The sequence below is a fragment of the Collimonas rhizosphaerae genome (assembly GCF_038896935.1).
In the GTDB taxonomy this organism is placed as follows: domain Bacteria; phylum Pseudomonadota; class Gammaproteobacteria; order Burkholderiales; family Burkholderiaceae_D; genus Collimonas; species Collimonas rhizosphaerae.
In genome coordinates, this window is record NZ_JBANDC010000018.1 from 39,939 (window position 1) to 56,691 (window position 16,753).

Below are 16,753 nucleotides of genomic sequence, written 5' to 3' on the forward strand. Positions count from 1 at the left end.
GACGGCTTCGGGGCGAAACGCGATGGCCGGCTATGGCCAAATCCAGACGGTAGAGAGTTCGCCCAAAAGAAGACATTCGCACTCAATTAAGTAATGTTAGGCAGAGATTTTTTACCCTAATTCAAGTTAGGCATATCGTATGAGCACAGAAGAAATCGAGCGCCGCCTCAATGTCTGGCAAGCGTTGTCAGAGCTATTCCTGGACACAGAGCTCGATACAGCAACATATACGTATGTTGCCAGAGCGGTGATTGATTCACTGTACAGCGCGAATGAAATATGCAGCATCCTCTGGAACGAGGTATTCCCCATTCTGGAGTCCAATCTCAGAAGTGTCACAGGCGTGTGGGAAGGGTACTCTCGCGAATGGCTCAGGCAGCATCTAAAGATGGCAAGTTTTACGGCTCCCGTATTTTCATCTTCAGAGGTGGCTGAAGATATCAAGTCGTGCTGGGTCAAAGTTTGCGAGCATCTTCCAAGCGAATATGCCTAACCGTCCAGTGATTTGTGCCAGTGGCTTTAGATATGCCTATTTGGGTCAAAATTGGTCTATTGCGACTGGCTCATAGCGGTCAGGTGCGGTCGCTTGCGGTGCCTGCCAAACTGATGGCGATTCAATTCAATCGGCGCGAACCCATAGAATTCCAACATGGTAATATTTCGCCATGGTCCGCCGATCCCCCTATTCGGGCACCATGAGACCAGCGACAAAGTAGGGTGCCATCTCAATCCGGAGCGTCCAAATGTGGAGCGTCTTGACCGATTTACTTATCGGAATTTTCGAATTCGTTATTGATGTTGTGTTGTTCAGGGGCTTGCGCAGCAAGCACGGCAGCAGCAAGCGCAGCATTACCGAGGACGCGCTCGAGATCGCGTACTTCGATTTCGTCACGATAACTTTCACCGCCCTAGCATGCTTCGCACTGATACTGTTCCTGGTATTCGGGCTGGGGCTGCCAGCCGGATGGAGCGTGGGGATCGGCATCGCCGTCACCGCCGCCTGGGTAGTTTGGCGCTATTTTCAATTGGTACGTGAGCGTTGAGCGCGTCGTGGCGTCTGAGGCTAGATTACGTGAAGTTGGGCTGGCAAGCCCAACGCTGGCCATGGCAAACTGGTGGGCTTTCCAACCTAGCCAGCAAACTGCGATCAAGCGGTGAACCGCACGATTGCCGACCGTCTCTTTCCACGCTGTTTTGGGAAGTAACCTCTATCAAATTTTGATGACATCTGATTTCAACTTTCCTATTTTTGCGATGAGTACTGCGGTCATACTCCTGACGCCTGGACCGACCAATACCTTACTGGCGGCAGTTGGCCTGGAACGGGGGGCGAGAGGCGCGCTGCCACTCATTGCATGCGAGCTTTTCGGCTATCTGATTGCGATCTCGGTCTGGGGCGCAGTGCTTGCACCCTTGCAAAGCAGTTATCCGTGGGTAGCGATCTTGGTACGCGCCGCCAGCAGTCTTTACCTGGTTTACATTGCAGTGATGGTATGGCGAACGGCATCCGTGCAGGCGACATCGGGACAACGGTCGATTGGTTCCCGTGCCTTATTTGTGGCAACCCTTCTCAATCCAAAGGCGCTGCTTTTTTCGTCCGCAATTTTCCCCATCGTCGCATCTGACAATATGCAAGTCTATTTGACAGCGACGGCACTGTTTTCGTGCCTGTTGATACCTATCGGCATCGCTTGGACCATGTTCGGCGCAGCGTTAGCCAACGGGCGCTTGAAGTTTGTGGACCGAGTCAAGTTGCAGCGTGCAACTGCGTTGGTACTTTGTGCGTTCTCGGCGTCTATCGCCTGGGCTACTTTTCGTTGAATTCACCGGTTGGCATTGTTGGGAAAAATGCTCGCCAACGGCGTGAGCACAAGAGCCTGCTTGTTGTCGGCCACCCGCGAGAGCGATCGTCGCGCGCAACCAACCCGATGAACACGAGCATGTTTTACCGCACGATTCGTCTAACGAAGCATAAAGGCGGCGACTACGGCCTTGTAGCGCCGGCTAAGAAGAATGCCTCCCCCTCAACGTCCGCTTTCTGCAGGAGCGACTGTCGCCTTCTGGTCGAAATCGGCCTGTCACGGCCGGCTCAACACGGCCAATAGCGGGCACTAGAGCCCACGAAGTCGCTGCACTGAATCAGCCATTCGCAGTATGCGATAGGATTAGGCCGAAGCACATCAAGCCCATCCGGATTGCAGGGAGGAAACACCCAAAATCCAGTGGGTAAATCTGTTCCGCTTATCCGGCGTTTTCGGCTAGCGGCAGGCTGATGGTTAATCCAGGTTTTTGCAGGGAATATCAACGATGTTTGACTTATCCTCTTTAACCGAGGATGGCTAAGCGCGTTGTCACACACTTGAGCGGCGTCGCGGTCGCGTATCTCAGGGAAGACAACGTCCCGGCGCGCCAGGTACAGGTCGATTTCCTGCGTCTTGACAGGGTTGTTGTTACGGCCCCGATCGGGTCGAGGTCTGAAACAAGTTGGCAGCAATATTTGTTGAAAGACCAGCGTCGCCACGCACTGGCGACGCTGGCGCAGCAGGCCCTGTCTGTCCTTGAACCAGACAAGGCCGCAGTCGGCATTACGCGAGATCGAAGCGGTCCGCGTTCATGACCTTGACCCAAGCCGCAACGAAGTCCTTGGCGAACTTCTCCTTGGCATCCACAGTTGCATAGACCTCGGCATAAGCCCGCAGCACCGAGTTGGATCCGAAGATCAGATCGTTGCGGGTGCCTGTGTACTTGACCGCGCCGGTCTTGCGGTCGCGTCCTTCGAACAATTCGGCCTCGCTGTCCGCGGCTTTCCACTCCAGGTCCATGTCCAGAAGATTGACGAAGAAGTCGTTGCTGAGTACGCCGACCTTGTCGGTGAACACCCCGTGCTTGCTACCATCAAAGTTGGCGCCGAGTACCCGCAGGCCACCGACCAGCGTGGTGAGCTCCGGTGCAGTCAGCGTCAGCAACTGGGCCCGGTCGACCAGCAACGCTTCGGTCGGAGCACTGAACTTGCCCTTGTTGTAGTTGCGGAAACCGTCAGCGAGCGGCTCCAGCACGGCAAAGGCCTCGACATCCGTCTGTTCCTGCCTGGCGTCGGTGCGGCCCGGTGCGAAGGGCACCTCGATCGAGATCCCACCCGCCTTGGCCGCCTGTTCAACACCAACGCCGCCGGCCAGCACAATCACGTCAGCCAGCGAGGCCTTGCCCGAAGCCTTCTGAATGTCGACCAGCTTTGGCAAAACACTCACTGCCGTCGCGTTGACTTCCCAGTCCTTCTGAGGGGCCAGAGCCAGGCGTGCGCCATTGGCGCCGCCGCGTTTGTCACCGCCACGGAAGGTGGAGGCGGAAGCCCAGGCCACCGACACCAGCTCGGCTACCGACAGACCAGAGGCAGCGATCTTGGCCTTGATATCGGCAATGTCGGCCGGTGACGGCTGGTGCGTCGCAGCCGGCAACGGGTCCTGCCAGATCAAATCTTCCTTCGGCACTTCGGGGCCGAGGTAACGCGCCTTTGGGCCCATGTCACGGTGGGTCAGCTTATACCAGGCGCGCGCAAAAGCGTCTGCAAAGGCTTGCGGGTCCTCATGGAAGCGCTTGGATATTTTGCCGAACTCCGGGTCGAAGCGCAGCGTCAGGTCGGTGGTCAGCATGGTGGGCTTGTGGAACTTGCCTTGCACATGCGCGTCGGGAATGATGTCCTCGGCATTCTTGGCCACCCACTGCTTGGCGCCAGCCGGCGAATGGGTGAGCTCCCAGTCATACTTGAACAGGTTTTCGAAGAAGTTGTTACTCCACAATGCCGGGGTTTTGGTCCAGGTCACTTCCAGGCCGCTGGACACGGTGTCTTTGCCGTGGCCGCTGCCAAAGTTGCTGTTCCAGCCCAGGCCCTGGGCTTCGATGCCCGCGCCTTCCGGTTCGGGGCCCTTGTGCGATTCGGGCGCGGCGCCGTGCGCTTTGCCGAAGGTGTGGCCGCCGGCGATCAAGGCAACGATCTCCTCGTCGTCCATGGCCATGCGGCTGAAGGTGGCGCGGATGTCCTTGGCTGCAGCCATATAGTCGCCGCTGGCGTTCGGACCTTCCGGGTTCACATAGATCAGGCCCATGTGGGTGGCCGCAAGGTTGTTGTCCAGTTCGCGGTCATCATGGAAACGTTTGTCTGTCCCCAGCCAGGTGGTCTCGGCGCCCCAGTTCACGTCCAGGTCCGGTTCCCACACGTCTTCACGGCCGCCGGCGAAACCGAAGGTGCGGAAGCCCATGGATTCCAGCGCCACATTGCCGGCCAGGATGAAAAGGTCGGCCCAGGAGATTTTCTGGCCATATTTTTGCTTGATCGGCCACAACAGGCGGCGCGATTTATCGATATTGACGTTGTCGGGCCACGAATTGAGCGGTGCGAAACGCTGTTGCCCACGACCGCCGCCGCCTCGACCGTCGAGGGTGCGATAGGTGCCGGCCGAATGCCAGGCCATGCGGATGAACTGCGGGCCATAGTGACCAAAATCGGCCGGCCACCAGTCCTGGCTGTCGGTCATGAGTTTGATCAGGTCTGCCTTGAGCGCCTTGTAGTCAAGTTTCTTGAACTCTTCAGCGTAGTTAAACTTCTCGCCCAACGGATTGGACTTGTTGGAATGCTGGTTCAGCAAATCAATGCGTAGCTGATTCGGCCACCAGTCTTTGTTCGTTGTGCCGCCACCGGCGTGGTGGAAAGGACATTTGGCTTCAGTTGACATGGGGATCTCCTTTGTCGTGGGTAGGTTAGGTGACTACAACATCTCTTTAACCAGGTCGTTCGGGCCAACAGTTTGTGAACTTTGATTATCACCTATTGCTGCGCCCTTATCCCGAGTGGGAGCTGCTGCAATGCTTGGGCCGCTGCCAAGGGCAATGACCGCCACCGCGATGGTCGCTAGACATAGAGCTGGCAGCCCGATATAGCGCCCGGGAAATGAAGCATTTTTCATGGGGCATCTCCTGATTATCAAATGGCGTATCTATAGTAATTTCAATTCAATGATATATGAAATTAATTATCACCATCGAATCGATAGCTATATACAATCACTCGCTCGACTTAGACTAAGATAGCCCGAGTCATTCGACCGTCTGCTAAGGCGTGTTGACATTCACTTCAGCCACAGCGCCGAAGCAGCGATCACCACAAACGGCTCGAAGCGCGAGACGAGTTTGCCGTAGCGGGTGGCGATTCGATGGAGTTGCTTCAGTTGAGCAAGGAATCGCTCAACAGCACCAGCCGCGGCTCGCACGTCCGCTTTGGATAAATCTCATAGAACGCTTTGGATCGGAAGCTGTCCCTACGCAGCACCAGTCCGTATTCTTGTAGTCACCTGCCAACATCAATTCTAGAACCGCTTTGCCCACTCCATCGTAGTCTGGAAAAAATGAGGCGGCTGAAACCCCAGATTTGTCACAACGGTGCAATAATTTATCGGCTAAGGTTTTCGGTCTTAATGATGATACCGGTTTTACGCTTCACGGCATGGAAGGGACGCCAGCGACACTGTTTGGGATTGACGTGCTGAAGCAACGACGTCTGTCCATTTCCAAAGGGGCTCGGCAACTCTGTTCCGGTGAAAATTAGTATAGGTCAGTCATCACATCGAAGGGAAAGAAATCATGGCTACGAACACAATCCGGCTTCATCGCGTGCTGCGGACCACCCCGGAGAAAATCTACCGGGCGTTTCTTGATGCCGACGCGATGGCTAAATGGCTTCCGCCCAATGGCTTCACCGGCAAGGTCCATCATATCGATGCCAAAGTCGGCGGCACCTATAAAATGTCGTTTACCAACTTCACCACGAAAAATAGCCATTCCTTCGGCGGCGAGTATCTCGAGCTGATACCTGACGAACGCATTCGGCATACGGACAAATTCGACGACCCTAATTTTCCGGGAGAAATGCAGACGACAATTTCCTTGCTGAAGGTCTCCTGCGGTACGGAAGTAAACATTGTGCAAGAGGGCATACCGGAAGCCATTCCACCCGAGGCTTGTTATCTCGGATGGCAGGAATCGCTCGCTCTTCTCGCACAATTGGTTGAGCCGGAGATTACCGGGTAACGTGCGTTTTCGATGTAAAACCAGATGCTTGGGCTAATCCACTGCGGTTATCGCCTGGCCGCTCGGCGACGAATCCGAAGGCGCCTTCGGTAAAGCTTTCCGGCGCCCGAGGCCGGATGCCGATGTCAGCATGACTCGGCCAGCGCCACCGCATCAGCGCCGGCAGCAAGGCGAACCGGGTACGACGGGTCGTTCGCCGCGCGCCATACCGCTTCCGCCACATCCTGTGCCCGCGTGACCGCGGACGACTGCCGCCATGCCGCGAACACATCCTGCGCCAGGCCGGCGTAGGCCTCGGGGATGCCATCCTGTATCCGCGGCTGGGCGTTTTCGCCGAAGCGGGTTTCCGGCGCCCGTCCCGGCAGCACCAGGCTTACCCGCACATTGAACTGCTCGAGCTCCAGCGCGAGAGACTCGGTGAATGCGTTGACCGCCGCCTTGCTCGCTGTGTACACGGACAGCAAAGGGAGCGGCTTCAATGTCACGCTCGACGTGACGTTCACGATGACGCCGGCCTGGCGTTGCCTGAACTGCGGCAGCACCGCCTGGGTCATCGCCATCGTGCCAAGGGTGTTGGTCTCGAAGACGTCGCGGGCAGTTTCCATCGAGGTGCCTTCGAGGGCGCCCAGCATGCCGATCCCGGCGTTGTTGACCAGGACATCGATAGTCCCCGCGGCGTCCACGGCCCGGCGGATGCTGTCCGGATCGGTGACGTCGAGGGCGAGCACGCGCAGATGTTCGGAACGCGGCAGGAGATCCGCGCGCGGCGTGCGCATGGTGGCGATGACGCGCCAATCGCGAGCTAGGAAGTATCGGGCGGTTTCGAGGCCGAAACCGGATGAGCATCCGGTGATGAGGACGGTTTTCATGGGCGATTCCTGTAGGTGGTTTGCAGTACCTGGACTGTAGCTCGGCATGGTCGGACGTACTACAATCATGAGTCCATGTTTTATTCGCAGGAGTCCAGTTATGGTCGATCCACTCACGGAGGTTGTCACACTCCTCCAGCCGCAGGCCCGGTTCTCGAAAGTCGTCAGCGGCGCAGGCGCCTGGCGTGTGCGCCGCTCGGAAGCAGGGCAGCCCTTCTACTGCGTGATCCTCGGCGGTTCCTGCCGGCTCGCGGTCGACGGCCGCGATCCGATCGGACTCGAGGAGGGCGACTTCATCCTGATTCCCGCGGTGCATGGCTTCACCATGTCGAGCATCGAGCCGACAATACCGGAGGACATAGATACCGTGCCCGTCGCGCTGCCCGATGGCGAGTTCAGGCTCGGCGAGCAAAGCGGGCCGCCCGAGGTTCAACTGCTTGTCGGCTACTGTGTCTTCGGTTCGCCGGACGCGTCCTTGCTGGTTTCGCTCCTGCCGCAGCTGTTGCACGTGCGCGGCGAGAAGAGACTGGCCACCATCGTGCAGCTGGTGGGAGAAGAATCCCGCGCGCTGCGGCCCGCGCGCGATGTCATCCTGGCGCGCCTGCTGGAGGTCCTCCTGATCGAAGCCCTGCGATCCGCGGCGGGGACTGCGGCGTCGCCGGGCCTCTTGCGCGGGCTTGCCGACGAACGCCTCGCGGTCGCGATACGACGCATGCACGACAGCATAGCCCGGCCGTGGACGGTGGCGCAGCTGGCGAAAGAGGCGGCGCTTTCCCGCTCGGCGTTTTTCGAGCGCTTCAGCCGCGCGGTAGGCGTCTCCCCGATGGCGTATTTGCTTGCCTGGCGTATGGCTTTGGCAAAGAACCTGCTGCGGCGGAAAGAGAGCGGTGTGGCTGAAGTTGCTGAACGTGTCGGCTATGGCTCCGCCAGCGCTTTCAGCGTCGCATTCACCCGGCATGTCGGATTGCCGCCAACGCGTTATGCGCGGGAAGCAGTGTGAACACAGTGCGCCAGATTCACGATGGCGGCTACGGGCGCGGCTTCTGCGACCTGCTTGCCAGCACCAGCGCAATGCCGCCAAGGATGGCCACGGAAGCAGCAGCCAGGCGCGGTGTGATCGCTTCCGACAGGAACGCCACGCCGCCGAATGCGGCGATGAGCGGCACCGACAACTGTACCGTGGCGGCGCGCATGGCGGACAGCTTGCTCAGCGCGGCATACCAAATGACGTAGCCGATGCCTGACGTGAGTGCGCCAGAGACAATGGCCAGGGCAACCCCCGCCGCATCCGCGTAGACATTGGTGACGGACAGCAAGCTCAGCACCAGGGCCAATGGCGCCGCCCGCGCGAAGTTGCCCGCCGTGGCCGCCAGCGGGTCGGGTACGCCACGGCCGCGCAGCGAGTACACGCCCCACGCCAGGCCCGCGATCGCCATCAGCGTAGCGCCGAGCGGCGGCGGCGCAGCGACGCCGGGCGACACCAGGTAGACCAGCCCCGCGACAGCCAGTGCGAGACCTAGCCATGCAATGGCTCCGAACATCTCGCCCGATCGCAAGCCTGCGATGAACATGGTTAGTTGAACCGCGCCGAACAGTATCAATGCGCCAGTGCCTGCGGGCAAGGTCAGGTACGCGAACGAAAAGAATGCGACATAAGCAAACAGCATGGCCGCAGCGAGCCAGTCGGCATGGCCGGGCGTAAGCCGTGCCGCCCTGAAGCGCACGATGACGGCGAGCGTGATGGCGCCGGAAACCAGCCTGATGCTGGCGAAACTGGCGGGATCGATGCCCCTTTGCTGCAGCGCCAGCCGGCACAACAGGGAATTGGCCGCGAAGGCGAACATCGCCGCCGTTGTGAGGATGATCACCGGCAAGCCGGGCAGGCCGTTGCGCTCCTTATGCATGGATCGCCACCAGGACCACAGCCCAGGACAGCAGCGCGACGCCGAGCGGCGTGCTGAGACGCGGTCCCCAGCGCACGTTCTTTTCGATCGCCATCACGGCCGCCAGCACGAGCATCCAGCCGAGGCTGCCGGTGCCGAACGCGAACATCAGCAGCATCAGCGCCCAGCAGCATCCGACGCAGAACAGGCCGTGCTGCACGCCAAGTGCAAACGCGTGCCGCGCGTGCGCCTGCCCGCGCCAATGTCCGATAACGAAACTCAAAGGCGTACGGCATTTTTCCAGGCATCGGTACTTGAGCTTGCTGAACTGAAAGACGCCGGCCAGCGCAATTGTCGCAGCGCCGATCATCCAGCCGTGCCAAGCCAAGGAGGGCACGGTGGCAAGCAGCGACAGCATGGCGCCATGCAGTGCGTGCGCCAGGAGCCCGAATGCGCCCCAGGCCGTCATGTATCCCAGGCCGAGCAGCGCCAGGAGACGCCCGTGGTCCGGACGCTGGGCCGTCAGCCGGTCGAACGTATTGAACAACGGCAAGGTGGTCGGCAGCATCATGGCTGCCGTCATGAGTATCCACGCCGCGGCGTACAGCACCATGGGCACCACCACTGCGCCGCCAGGAACGACACGGCACAGGAACGCCGCCGGCCCGGATGCGGTCCAGTCGCCATGTTCGAGATAGCGGCCGTAGGGACTGCGCCCCCATGCCCATAGCGACAGCCACGCGAGCGCAATCAATGCCGCCAGGACCGGCAGGAACACGCGCTGCCGGCGGGAGTTTCCGGGCGGCAGCGAACCAGCCGAAGCGCTCATGCGTCGAAGACGAAGGTGCTCTGCAAGGCGTTGTGGTTCTTGATGTTCAGATCGATGCCAAGGGCAGCGTTCTTGGAGCGATAGGTCGGAGCCTTGCCGACAAACACCGGCGCTCCCGGCACCGTCGAGAACACGGTGTCGGACAGGGTAGTCTGGCCGCCGGTGGCGCCCAGGTAGGGTTCAAGTTCGGCATAATAATCGTTGCCGATCTGAAGCTCGCCTTTACCCGAATTCACGGTGAAACGTATCGGCGCCCGCTCTACCGACACCACTTCGCCGATCAGCTTGGCGAGTTCTGCGACCGGCCCGCCGGCCTGGCCGGTGTAGACCTTCAGCAGTGCATCTTCCTGCGCCTTGGAGGCCTGGTCGTCGACGTAGATCGCGGCGGTCCAGTTGCCTAGCAGAATATTGCCGGGTACATGCGCCACGGCAGCGATGGTGTTGCCGCTGACATCGACTCCCTCGATCGTTCCCTTGTCTATGCGCCAGGCGACGATAGTGTCGCAGGTGCCGTTGTCAGGATCCTCGCCGATCCAGCAGGGGCACAGGACATTGCAATTGCAAACTTCGAGCAGACGACCTTCCAGGTGATAGCTCATACAAACCTCCGTTGCAGCTATACGAACACCGGCTTGTCGCCGCAGTTCGCAACGGCAAGAGATAAATTATTCTAGGCTGCGCGGTGGGGCAATGCAAGTTCGATAACGTGGCATTTCCTTGTTGTTATTGGCGCCAATTTCTTTGGCATCGTTTCCGTCATTTACACGTTCCACAGACGGCGTAATAGCGAAGCGCATTACGCCGTATGTTTGGTCGACATCATGCAGTTTCTCTTACTGCTATTCGCCCCAATTCATTTGACATCGCTTGCCTTAGTGATGCATCACATGCGGCGTAATGCGCTTCGCTATTACGCCCTACAGGGTGTGCCTTACCGCGCGTTTAGGATTGCTTGGTAGACTGCGCATGGAACGTTGTAGTGGGTTTCGATGCCGCGATACTGCATGCCGAGCCGCTTCATCACCGCAATGGAGGCAATATTGCCAGGATTTGCGACGGCCACCACTTCAGCAATGCCCAGTTCTTTTGCGAACAAGACGATTCGTTCAGCAGCTTCAGTCGCGTAACCCTGTCCCCAACAGTCTCGCCTTAACCGCCAACCGATTTCCGGGACGGCGCCTGTCTGGGCAGCCAATGGCTGCAATGTCGCAGCACCAATCATCAGATTGTCGTCTTTGCGGAACACACCCCACCATGAGAATCCGTGCGAGGTCCATCTCGGTTTGACGCGATCGATCATCGCTTGGCTTTCGGCCTCAGACATTGGGGCGCCGCTGCCGATGTAAGTCATGACCTCTGGATCACTATTAATCGCCGTTAAGCCAGCAAGGTGTTCGTCAGAGAGTGGAATCAATTTCAACCGCTTTGTTTCAAGAGTAGTCATGATTTTTCAGTATTGAGCGAGGACTTGCGACCGGCCGCTATTGGCCGTTTTGAGCCAGTCACGATAGACTCCATTCGACCCAAAGCGGTCTATCAGATTTCTCCAAAGCGGACGTTCGAGCAACGGCTATCCGTCAGATAACCGGCTGCCAGGAGTACAGCACGAGACAGTTCAATTGACTGCAGGGTGGCCAGTCCGGCTTGACCTAATAGTTAAGCGTGTTTTACTTCGTCGATTACAAGGAAACCTATGCAGGCAGACAAGAGAACCTTTGCCCCATGAGCGCTCGCGAAAATGCCTCGCACACAAGAGCCCGCGCGACCAGCCGCACTATCCTTTGGCTGCGCCATACGAAACAAAGCGCTCACTGGCTCGAATGAACTCGGTAAAGCATGAATATTAGCAACATTCCCGCTCGGGGATGGCGCCTGAAATACAGAACTATTGGTCGGGATTTCTTCGGAGGCGAGTAAATGAAGTATGTAGAACGTACCATGTCCCGCGATATTAACCGGCAAGAATTCAATTTCTGTAAATATGGCCAGCTGATTGCGCACCGTTACAGAGACCGCCAACGCGTTTGGATTGAAGAGAACCGGCGTCGGAACCAAACTCGGGTCGCGAAGCTGTAGATTTGGCGGCTCCCATTTATCCAAGAGTCTTTCCCGTTTACGCAAACGTTCGTCGTCCCAAAGAAAGGCGGCGTCGTCGAACCATTCTGCAGCGAACTGTCCATTCGGAAGAGATGCCGGTTTGATGCGATAAATTACCATCGATGTGGAGCGCTTAGCACAAAAGTAAAGGTAGCCGCGAGACAAAACATTTGTGTGACCGCTTTCAGGTAAATTTGTGAATGCCCGCTCATGGCTGTGGATTCAACCGGTGGATGCAACAGATTGATGACATCGTTTAGCCGCTGTTTGGAAGTTTAACGCTTATTTTTGTCAGAGATGTCCGCTTAGACTGGACCGCCAACATGTTGAGTCAATCGATTAATCAACAAAGATACATCAAAGCCGTCAGATACGACAGATTTTGGCACGATATGATAGAGCCTAGGCATCGGATAGATGAGAATGTAATTGTCATTCTGACGCCACTTCACCAAGTGGTTCCAGATGAGTTTTCCATCTGCATTCGGAGAAATAAAACGGACGCCATCTTGGAGTAGTTCAACTGTGAACTCCTCATGAATGGCTTTGTATTTTCTATAGTGCCGACGAGCCATTATGGGGGCAATGATGTATCGCCCCAGCACCGTCACAATCAGCCCTCCCGCAAGTCCACCGATTGCACCGGCTTTGACAACTAACGAACCAAACACAGCAAGCGCGATTAGGACCAGTGCTAACGCTGCATAAATGAAAATTTGCTGTCGAGTTAGCTTAGCAAACAGCTTCATCGTGTTCACGTAGTCTTCTTCTGAAATTCGATACTTAGCTTGCATGCTCTCCCAATCGGACGCCTGTTTAGATGCGGGCATAAATACTACGTGGACCGACACGCATATGCGTCGATATTGAACAACTTAATCGTGGCGGAAAAATTGTTACCGTATGTTGCCACTTGGAACTTAACAAAGCAATATCGTTTTGGTGAAGTGCATCCAAGTCAGCTTTTGGCCGACACCGGTCGCAGCCCGTGTATTTTGTGGCGCCAATGGGCCATCATGCAACCAACACCAAGGATATCTGCCATCGATTTTGCCATTTGGATTGATTGTCAATGCACGACCAGCAAGTTTTGATTTTCTGACAGTAGGGCTAATGAACATTAGCGTAAATATACTCGGCCCAACCTTTGGGCATGTGTTTGGTACGTGGGCACTATTGTCATTGGTCTCGATGATTCAGTGTAGCTTGGTCGTCGGCTTGATGTACTTCCTCCGCTGGATTAATAAGATTTTTTTTGGAGTCGGTAATGTGGCCTGAGAGAGTGATTTGTCTCCAAACCACCATGGATGCCGAATCCGGCCAAATGCAGACGGTTGCCTGGACCATAGAATTAGTGAGTGATGGAAAGCATTTCACAGAAAGAGGAAGAGGAAACGGCAATATGCGCAAGGCAACGGTGATTCAGATTGTAGCTGCAGTGATTGGCCTTGCAGTCCTCTGCGCCATAGTTACGTTGGGAGTCGCATTCATTTCGACGGACGGAAACTACATGTGGAGCGCTGTTTACAGCAATCTGGTGGCTTTTGTCGTTACGGCCGCGATGTGGACAGGTGATATTTGGGGGCGGCCGGGGAGTAAGTCGATGAGGCCAGAGTCTTGGGGTGAACCAGCTATCGCAGAGCCCCATAACAAGCGAGCTCACGGGCATTAGGACAGGCTTTACGCTATCCCCCAAACCATTTCCGAACCTTGAGAATTAGTGACGTCACCAGCGGAGCTTGCCACGGAAAGAAAGCAGACCAAAATTGACAAGTCTATCGCGAGCCATAGATAAAAAATGCGTAGCAGCTTCCTCCGTGAAATATCAACCCATGCGCACCCAATCCACAACATCCATGCAATGAAAAAATAGAAGCATAAAATCCCCGCCGGATACGATGGCGCAAAAAAACTGGCTATCGCAACAATCAATCCAGCAACGCTCCATACCCAAGTAACTCGTAGGAGCGTAGGCAGGGAAAGAAAGTTATACCGGAACTTTGATATATATATTCCTAGGTTTTTCATTTTCAAATTCGGGTTCTATTCGAAATCCTGACGCAAACGTCATTGACCGTAATTGGGCATATTGAGCCTGTCGCGACAGGTCGATTTCAACCCAAAATGGTCGTTCTCTCTGCGGGAAGTTAAGCGGCCAACCTTGACTCCAAGACTGACAAGCGCGGCACCGGCAAACTGCTGAAAGCGCTGGAAAAGCATTGGCTTGGCTAGTAGCCAATGCCGCGCGCGGCCGCCAAGCGCGGCGGTGCAGAGGTTTACCGCGGTGCCCGATGTGATGGAAACTAGACCAAGAATGGCCGCTTGTAGCCCAGGATTGCCCAGAGACGGATTTATAAATTGAGGAAGAATAGCGAGAAAGAAGAGAGCTACCTTTGGATTTAACAGATTGGATACAGCGCCCTGTGCGAAAGGTGATGCCCGACGGATTTTGGATGGCTCCGTGGCGACAGAGGCAGGGCTGCGCAGCATTTTCCAACCAAGCCAGCAGAGGTAGACAGCTCCAATGGTCTTTACAACGACAAATGCCGTGGGTACTGATGCCAGAAACGCAGTGATTCCAAAGGTCGCAGCCCCTGCATGCACTAACGCCGCACAAGCGATGCCGGCACAGACCTGTGCACCGGCCGACGCGCCGCGTGAGACTGAATTGGACAGGATGCAGATGACGTCGGGCCCTGGAATCAGAGCGAAGCTCATATTGAGTAGAGTGAAAGCCAGGAGTGTGGAGAGTTCGATCATCTTGAGCCCTAACGTGATTTAAAGTTCATTTCGCAAATTTGACCGGTGCAAAAAAATGGGCGGCGAGTTCCTAATTCTTGGACAGCCTTACGAGTCTAGTTTAAATCTGCCAATAATTTTTTTGGACATCTGGGCAAGATCTTGAATGACCGTTACTGGCTGTGGATTCAACCAGTGGATGCAACACACTACTATAAACTGCTCAAACAGTGGGAGTGTTGCAAATGTCCCAAAGATCTCGGATCTATTACACGGAAAGCCAGAAGGCCTTGATGTGGGGCGCTGGCAAAATGAGCAAGGATCGCCTGGCTGACAGAGTTAAATAACAAACCATCCTGTTGGATACTGGCCGCAAATGAAGTCGACAAACGCCCGTACTTTCGGGCTCTGCAGTCGGCGCGACGTGTACAGGATCCAGAGTTCGACCTCCTCGCCGACCATTCCCCAAGTCGTCAGTCTGCCCTCGTCGACCAGGCCTTGCGCCAAGGATTGCGGCAGCAGCGCCACGCCGGCGCCGGCCGCGGCGGCATCGCGCACCATCAGTAACGACGACAGGTGCAGGACCGGCCGCGGCTCCACCACCAGCTTGCGGTCGGTAGCGGACCACAGGTCGCCGTCGCGGTAGGTCGGCGTGACTACCGCTGGCGTAGAGACGGGCTTGGTGGTTCGTCCTCCCGGGGCGCGCAGCGATGGGGCGGCGGCGAGAACCAGCCGGTCTCTGGCGAAGCACCTGCCTATCAGAGCGCTGTCCTTGCGCGGGTTGATACGGATGGTGACGTCGAAGTGTTCCTCCACCAAGTCAACCAATCGGTCTTCCGCCACGGCCTCGACCTGCACCTCCGGATAGCTCGCCTGAAACCTGGCGAGTATTCCTCCCAATGCCATCTGCGAAAAGACCAGGGGCGCCGCGATGCGCAGTCGCCCGCGCGGCTTGTCCACGCCTTCCCTGGCCTCGGCCAGCGCCTCAGCGAGTTCGCGCATCGGTGCTTCGGAGCGCTGCAGCAGGAGTCGTCCCGCCTGCGTCAGCTCAAGATTGCGCGCGCCCCGTTCGATGAGGCGGACGCCCAGCGCTTCCTCGAATTCGGCGATCCGGCGCGACAAGGTCGCCTTTGAGCGCCCGCTCGCGCGGCTGGCGCGGCCGAATCCGCCGTGAGTCGCCACCAGTTGGAAATCTGCCAACGCGTTAATGTCCATATCGTCTCAATATCAATACAGTGTGTCTATATTTTATGGTCTTTGTTTTGAATATGAAACACATTATTGTTAGGCCCGTACCCAACCACAAGGAGTTGTCATGAAAAAGATTCGTGCTTTGCAGCTGATGCAGTATGGCGGTCCCGACGCCGCCAGGATTTCCCTCATCGAGGCGCCGGTCGCGGGCGCCGGCCAGGTCGTGGTGCGCGTGCACGCCGCCGGCGTCAACGGGCTGGACTGGAAGGTCCGCGAAGGCTACGTCAGGGACGCCTTCCCTCTGGCGTTGCCGACCGTGCTGGGCATCGAGCTGGCCGGCGTGGTCGAGCAAGTTGGCCCCGGCGTCACCCGCTTCACCAAGGGTGATCGCGTGATGGGGCCGCTCGGCGGGCTGGGCGCCTATGCCGAGCTGGCGGCTGTGGATGCAGCCAACCTCGCTCCCATGCCCGCGTCAATGAGCTTCACCGACGCCGCGGCACTGCCGGTAGCGGCCGTCTCCGCATGGCAAAGCCTGCACTTCGCCGGGCCCGTCCACGCCGGACAGCGCATCCTGATCCATGGCGCGGCCGGCGGGCTGGGCGGTTTCGCGGTGCAGTTCGCGCGCCGCGCCGGCGCCAAGGTGTTCACCACTGCGCTGACCCGCGATTTCGACTACGTGCTCGGCCTGGGCGCCGACCATGCCATCGACTACCAGACCGGCCAGTTCGAGGCGGTTGTCAGTAACATTGACCTGGTGCTCGACTACGTCGGCGCAGACACCCTCGCTCGCTCCTGGCAGGTGCTCTCTGCCAACGGCGCCATCGTCAGCACTGCCTCTCCGGCGATCCTGCAGAGCACTCCCGCCGGCAGCCGCGGCCTGTGGTTCATGAGCAAGCCCGACGCCGAGCGGCTACAGGAGATCGCCGTAGACGTCACGCACGGCCGCCTGCAATCTCGGGTCGACGCCGTCGTTCCCTTCGATGATCTGCCCGCCGCGATCGAACGCAACCGCACCCGACCGCAACTCGGCAAGACCGTCGTCGCCTTCTCCCTCTGACTCATCC

At 57.5% G+C, this 16,753-nt stretch carries 17 protein-coding genes; 6 read left to right on the forward strand and 11 right to left on the reverse strand.

Features of this window, described 5'->3' with window-relative positions; translation table 11 throughout:
• The first annotated feature begins 139 nt into the window (after positions 1-139).
• From V8G57_RS20985 to V8G57_RS20995, 3 genes are all read left to right on the forward strand, one after another.
• A complete protein-coding gene (locus tag V8G57_RS20985) occupies positions 140-493 on the forward strand; it encodes a DUF7079 family protein (protein ID WP_342831034.1) in 354 nt (117 codons plus the stop codon).
• 262 nt (positions 494-755) lie between these two features.
• Positions 756-1,043 (forward strand): hypothetical protein, encoded by a 288-nt coding sequence (locus V8G57_RS20990; RefSeq protein ID WP_342831035.1) that lies wholly within the window; start codon positions 756-758, stop codon positions 1,041-1,043.
• 124 nt (positions 1,044-1,167) lie between these two features.
• Positions 1,168-1,821: a LysE family translocator gene (locus V8G57_RS20995; RefSeq protein WP_425458317.1), complete on the forward strand. Its 654-nt coding sequence runs from the start codon at positions 1,168-1,170 to the stop codon at positions 1,819-1,821.
• Between the two features lie 764 nt (positions 1,822-2,585).
• Here the strand turns inward: V8G57_RS20995 and katG are convergent.
• On the reverse strand, positions 2,586-4,730 hold the full coding sequence (gene katG / locus V8G57_RS21000; protein WP_342831037.1) for a catalase/peroxidase HPI: 2,145 nt from the start codon (positions 4,728-4,730) through the stop codon (positions 2,586-2,588).
• A 33-nt stretch (positions 4,731-4,763) separates the two neighbouring features.
• Positions 4,764-4,961 (reverse strand): hypothetical protein, encoded by a 198-nt coding sequence (locus V8G57_RS21005; RefSeq protein ID WP_139220081.1) that lies wholly within the window; start codon positions 4,959-4,961, stop codon positions 4,764-4,766.
• 673 nt (positions 4,962-5,634) lie between these two features.
• Here V8G57_RS21005 and V8G57_RS21010 point away from each other — a divergent pair.
• Positions 5,635-6,081 (forward strand): SRPBCC family protein, encoded by a 447-nt coding sequence (locus V8G57_RS21010; protein WP_342831038.1) that lies wholly within the window; start codon positions 5,635-5,637, stop codon positions 6,079-6,081.
• A 125-nt stretch (positions 6,082-6,206) separates the two neighbouring features.
• Here the strand turns inward: V8G57_RS21010 and V8G57_RS21015 are convergent, their stop codons facing one another.
• Positions 6,207-6,950, reverse strand: coding sequence for an SDR family oxidoreductase (locus V8G57_RS21015; RefSeq protein ID WP_342831039.1), 744 nt, complete (start codon positions 6,948-6,950; stop codon positions 6,207-6,209).
• A gap of 100 nt (positions 6,951-7,050) precedes the next feature.
• Between V8G57_RS21015 and V8G57_RS21020 the strand changes: the two genes are divergently transcribed.
• Complete coding sequence (locus V8G57_RS21020) at positions 7,051-7,950, forward strand: helix-turn-helix transcriptional regulator (protein WP_342831040.1); 900 nt, start codon at positions 7,051-7,053, stop codon at positions 7,948-7,950.
• A 28-nt stretch (positions 7,951-7,978) separates the two neighbouring features.
• Here the strand turns inward: V8G57_RS21020 and V8G57_RS21025 are convergent, their stop codons facing one another.
• From V8G57_RS21025 to V8G57_RS21060, 8 genes are all read right to left on the reverse strand, one after another.
• Positions 7,979-8,854 (reverse strand): DMT family transporter, encoded by an 876-nt coding sequence (locus V8G57_RS21025; RefSeq protein WP_342831041.1) that lies wholly within the window; start codon positions 8,852-8,854, stop codon positions 7,979-7,981.
• Complete coding sequence (locus V8G57_RS21030) at positions 8,847-9,662, reverse strand: DUF2182 domain-containing protein (protein ID WP_342831042.1); 816 nt, start codon at positions 9,660-9,662, stop codon at positions 8,847-8,849. Before V8G57_RS21030 ends, V8G57_RS21025 begins: the two co-directional genes overlap by 8 nt.
• Positions 9,659-10,261: a DUF1326 domain-containing protein gene (locus tag V8G57_RS21035; protein ID WP_342831043.1), complete on the reverse strand. Its 603-nt coding sequence runs from the start codon at positions 10,259-10,261 to the stop codon at positions 9,659-9,661. Before V8G57_RS21035 ends, V8G57_RS21030 begins: the two co-directional genes overlap by 4 nt.
• A 332-nt stretch (positions 10,262-10,593) precedes the next feature.
• On the reverse strand, positions 10,594-11,106 hold the full coding sequence (locus V8G57_RS21040) for a GNAT family N-acetyltransferase (RefSeq protein ID WP_342831044.1): 513 nt from the start codon (positions 11,104-11,106) through the stop codon (positions 10,594-10,596).
• 212 nt (positions 11,107-11,318) lie between these two features.
• Positions 11,319-11,879, reverse strand: a complete 561-nt coding sequence (locus V8G57_RS21045; protein ID WP_342831046.1) for a hypothetical protein — start codon at positions 11,877-11,879, stop codon at positions 11,319-11,321.
• Between the two features lie 185 nt (positions 11,880-12,064).
• A complete protein-coding gene (locus V8G57_RS21050) occupies positions 12,065-12,553 on the reverse strand; it encodes a YcxB family protein (RefSeq protein ID WP_342831048.1) in 489 nt (162 codons plus the stop codon).
• 1,273 nt (positions 12,554-13,826) lie between these two features.
• Positions 13,827-14,519: a LysE family translocator gene (locus tag V8G57_RS21055; protein ID WP_342831050.1), complete on the reverse strand. Its 693-nt coding sequence runs from the start codon at positions 14,517-14,519 to the stop codon at positions 13,827-13,829.
• A gap of 318 nt (positions 14,520-14,837) precedes the next feature.
• Positions 14,838-15,713, reverse strand: coding sequence for a LysR family transcriptional regulator (locus V8G57_RS21060; protein WP_342831052.1), 876 nt, complete (start codon positions 15,711-15,713; stop codon positions 14,838-14,840).
• A 100-nt stretch (positions 15,714-15,813) separates the two neighbouring features.
• Here V8G57_RS21060 and V8G57_RS21065 point away from each other — a divergent pair, with 100 nt between their 5' ends.
• Positions 15,814-16,746, forward strand: a complete 933-nt coding sequence (locus V8G57_RS21065; protein WP_342831054.1) for an NADP-dependent oxidoreductase — start codon at positions 15,814-15,816, stop codon at positions 16,744-16,746.
• Positions 16,747-16,753 lie beyond the last annotated feature (7 nt).

Coding starts and splice junctions, on each gene's coding strand:
- V8G57_RS20985 (WP_342831034.1), top strand. CDS start 140: ATGAGCACAGAAGAAATCGAGCGCCGCCTCAATGTCTGGCAAGCGTTG.
- katG (WP_342831037.1), bottom strand. CDS start 4,730: ATGTCAACTGAAGCCAAATGTCCTTTCCACCACGCCGGTGGCGGCACA.
- V8G57_RS21005 (WP_139220081.1), bottom strand. CDS start 4,961: ATGAAAAATGCTTCATTTCCCGGGCGCTATATCGGGCTGCCAGCTCTA.
- V8G57_RS21010 (WP_342831038.1), top strand. CDS start 5,635: ATGGCTACGAACACAATCCGGCTTCATCGCGTGCTGCGGACCACCCCG.
- V8G57_RS21015 (WP_342831039.1), bottom strand. CDS start 6,950: ATGAAAACCGTCCTCATCACCGGATGCTCATCCGGTTTCGGCCTCGAA.
- V8G57_RS21020 (WP_342831040.1), top strand. CDS start 7,051: ATGGTCGATCCACTCACGGAGGTTGTCACACTCCTCCAGCCGCAGGCC.
- V8G57_RS21025 (WP_342831041.1), bottom strand. CDS start 8,854: ATGCATAAGGAGCGCAACGGCCTGCCCGGCTTGCCGGTGATCATCCTC.
- V8G57_RS21030 (WP_342831042.1), bottom strand. CDS start 9,662: ATGAGCGCTTCGGCTGGTTCGCTGCCGCCCGGAAACTCCCGCCGGCAG.
- V8G57_RS21035 (WP_342831043.1), bottom strand. CDS start 10,261: ATGAGCTATCACCTGGAAGGTCGTCTGCTCGAAGTTTGCAATTGCAAT.
- V8G57_RS21040 (WP_342831044.1), bottom strand. CDS start 11,106: ATGACTACTCTTGAAACAAAGCGGTTGAAATTGATTCCACTCTCTGAC.
- V8G57_RS21045 (WP_342831046.1), bottom strand. CDS start 11,879: ATGGTAATTTATCGCATCAAACCGGCATCTCTTCCGAATGGACAGTTC.
- V8G57_RS21050 (WP_342831048.1), bottom strand. CDS start 12,553: ATGCAAGCTAAGTATCGAATTTCAGAAGAAGACTACGTGAACACGATG.
- V8G57_RS21055 (WP_342831050.1), bottom strand. CDS start 14,519: ATGATCGAACTCTCCACACTCCTGGCTTTCACTCTACTCAATATGAGC.
- V8G57_RS21060 (WP_342831052.1), bottom strand. CDS start 15,713: ATGGACATTAACGCGTTGGCAGATTTCCAACTGGTGGCGACTCACGGC.
- V8G57_RS21065 (WP_342831054.1), top strand. CDS start 15,814: ATGAAAAAGATTCGTGCTTTGCAGCTGATGCAGTATGGCGGTCCCGAC.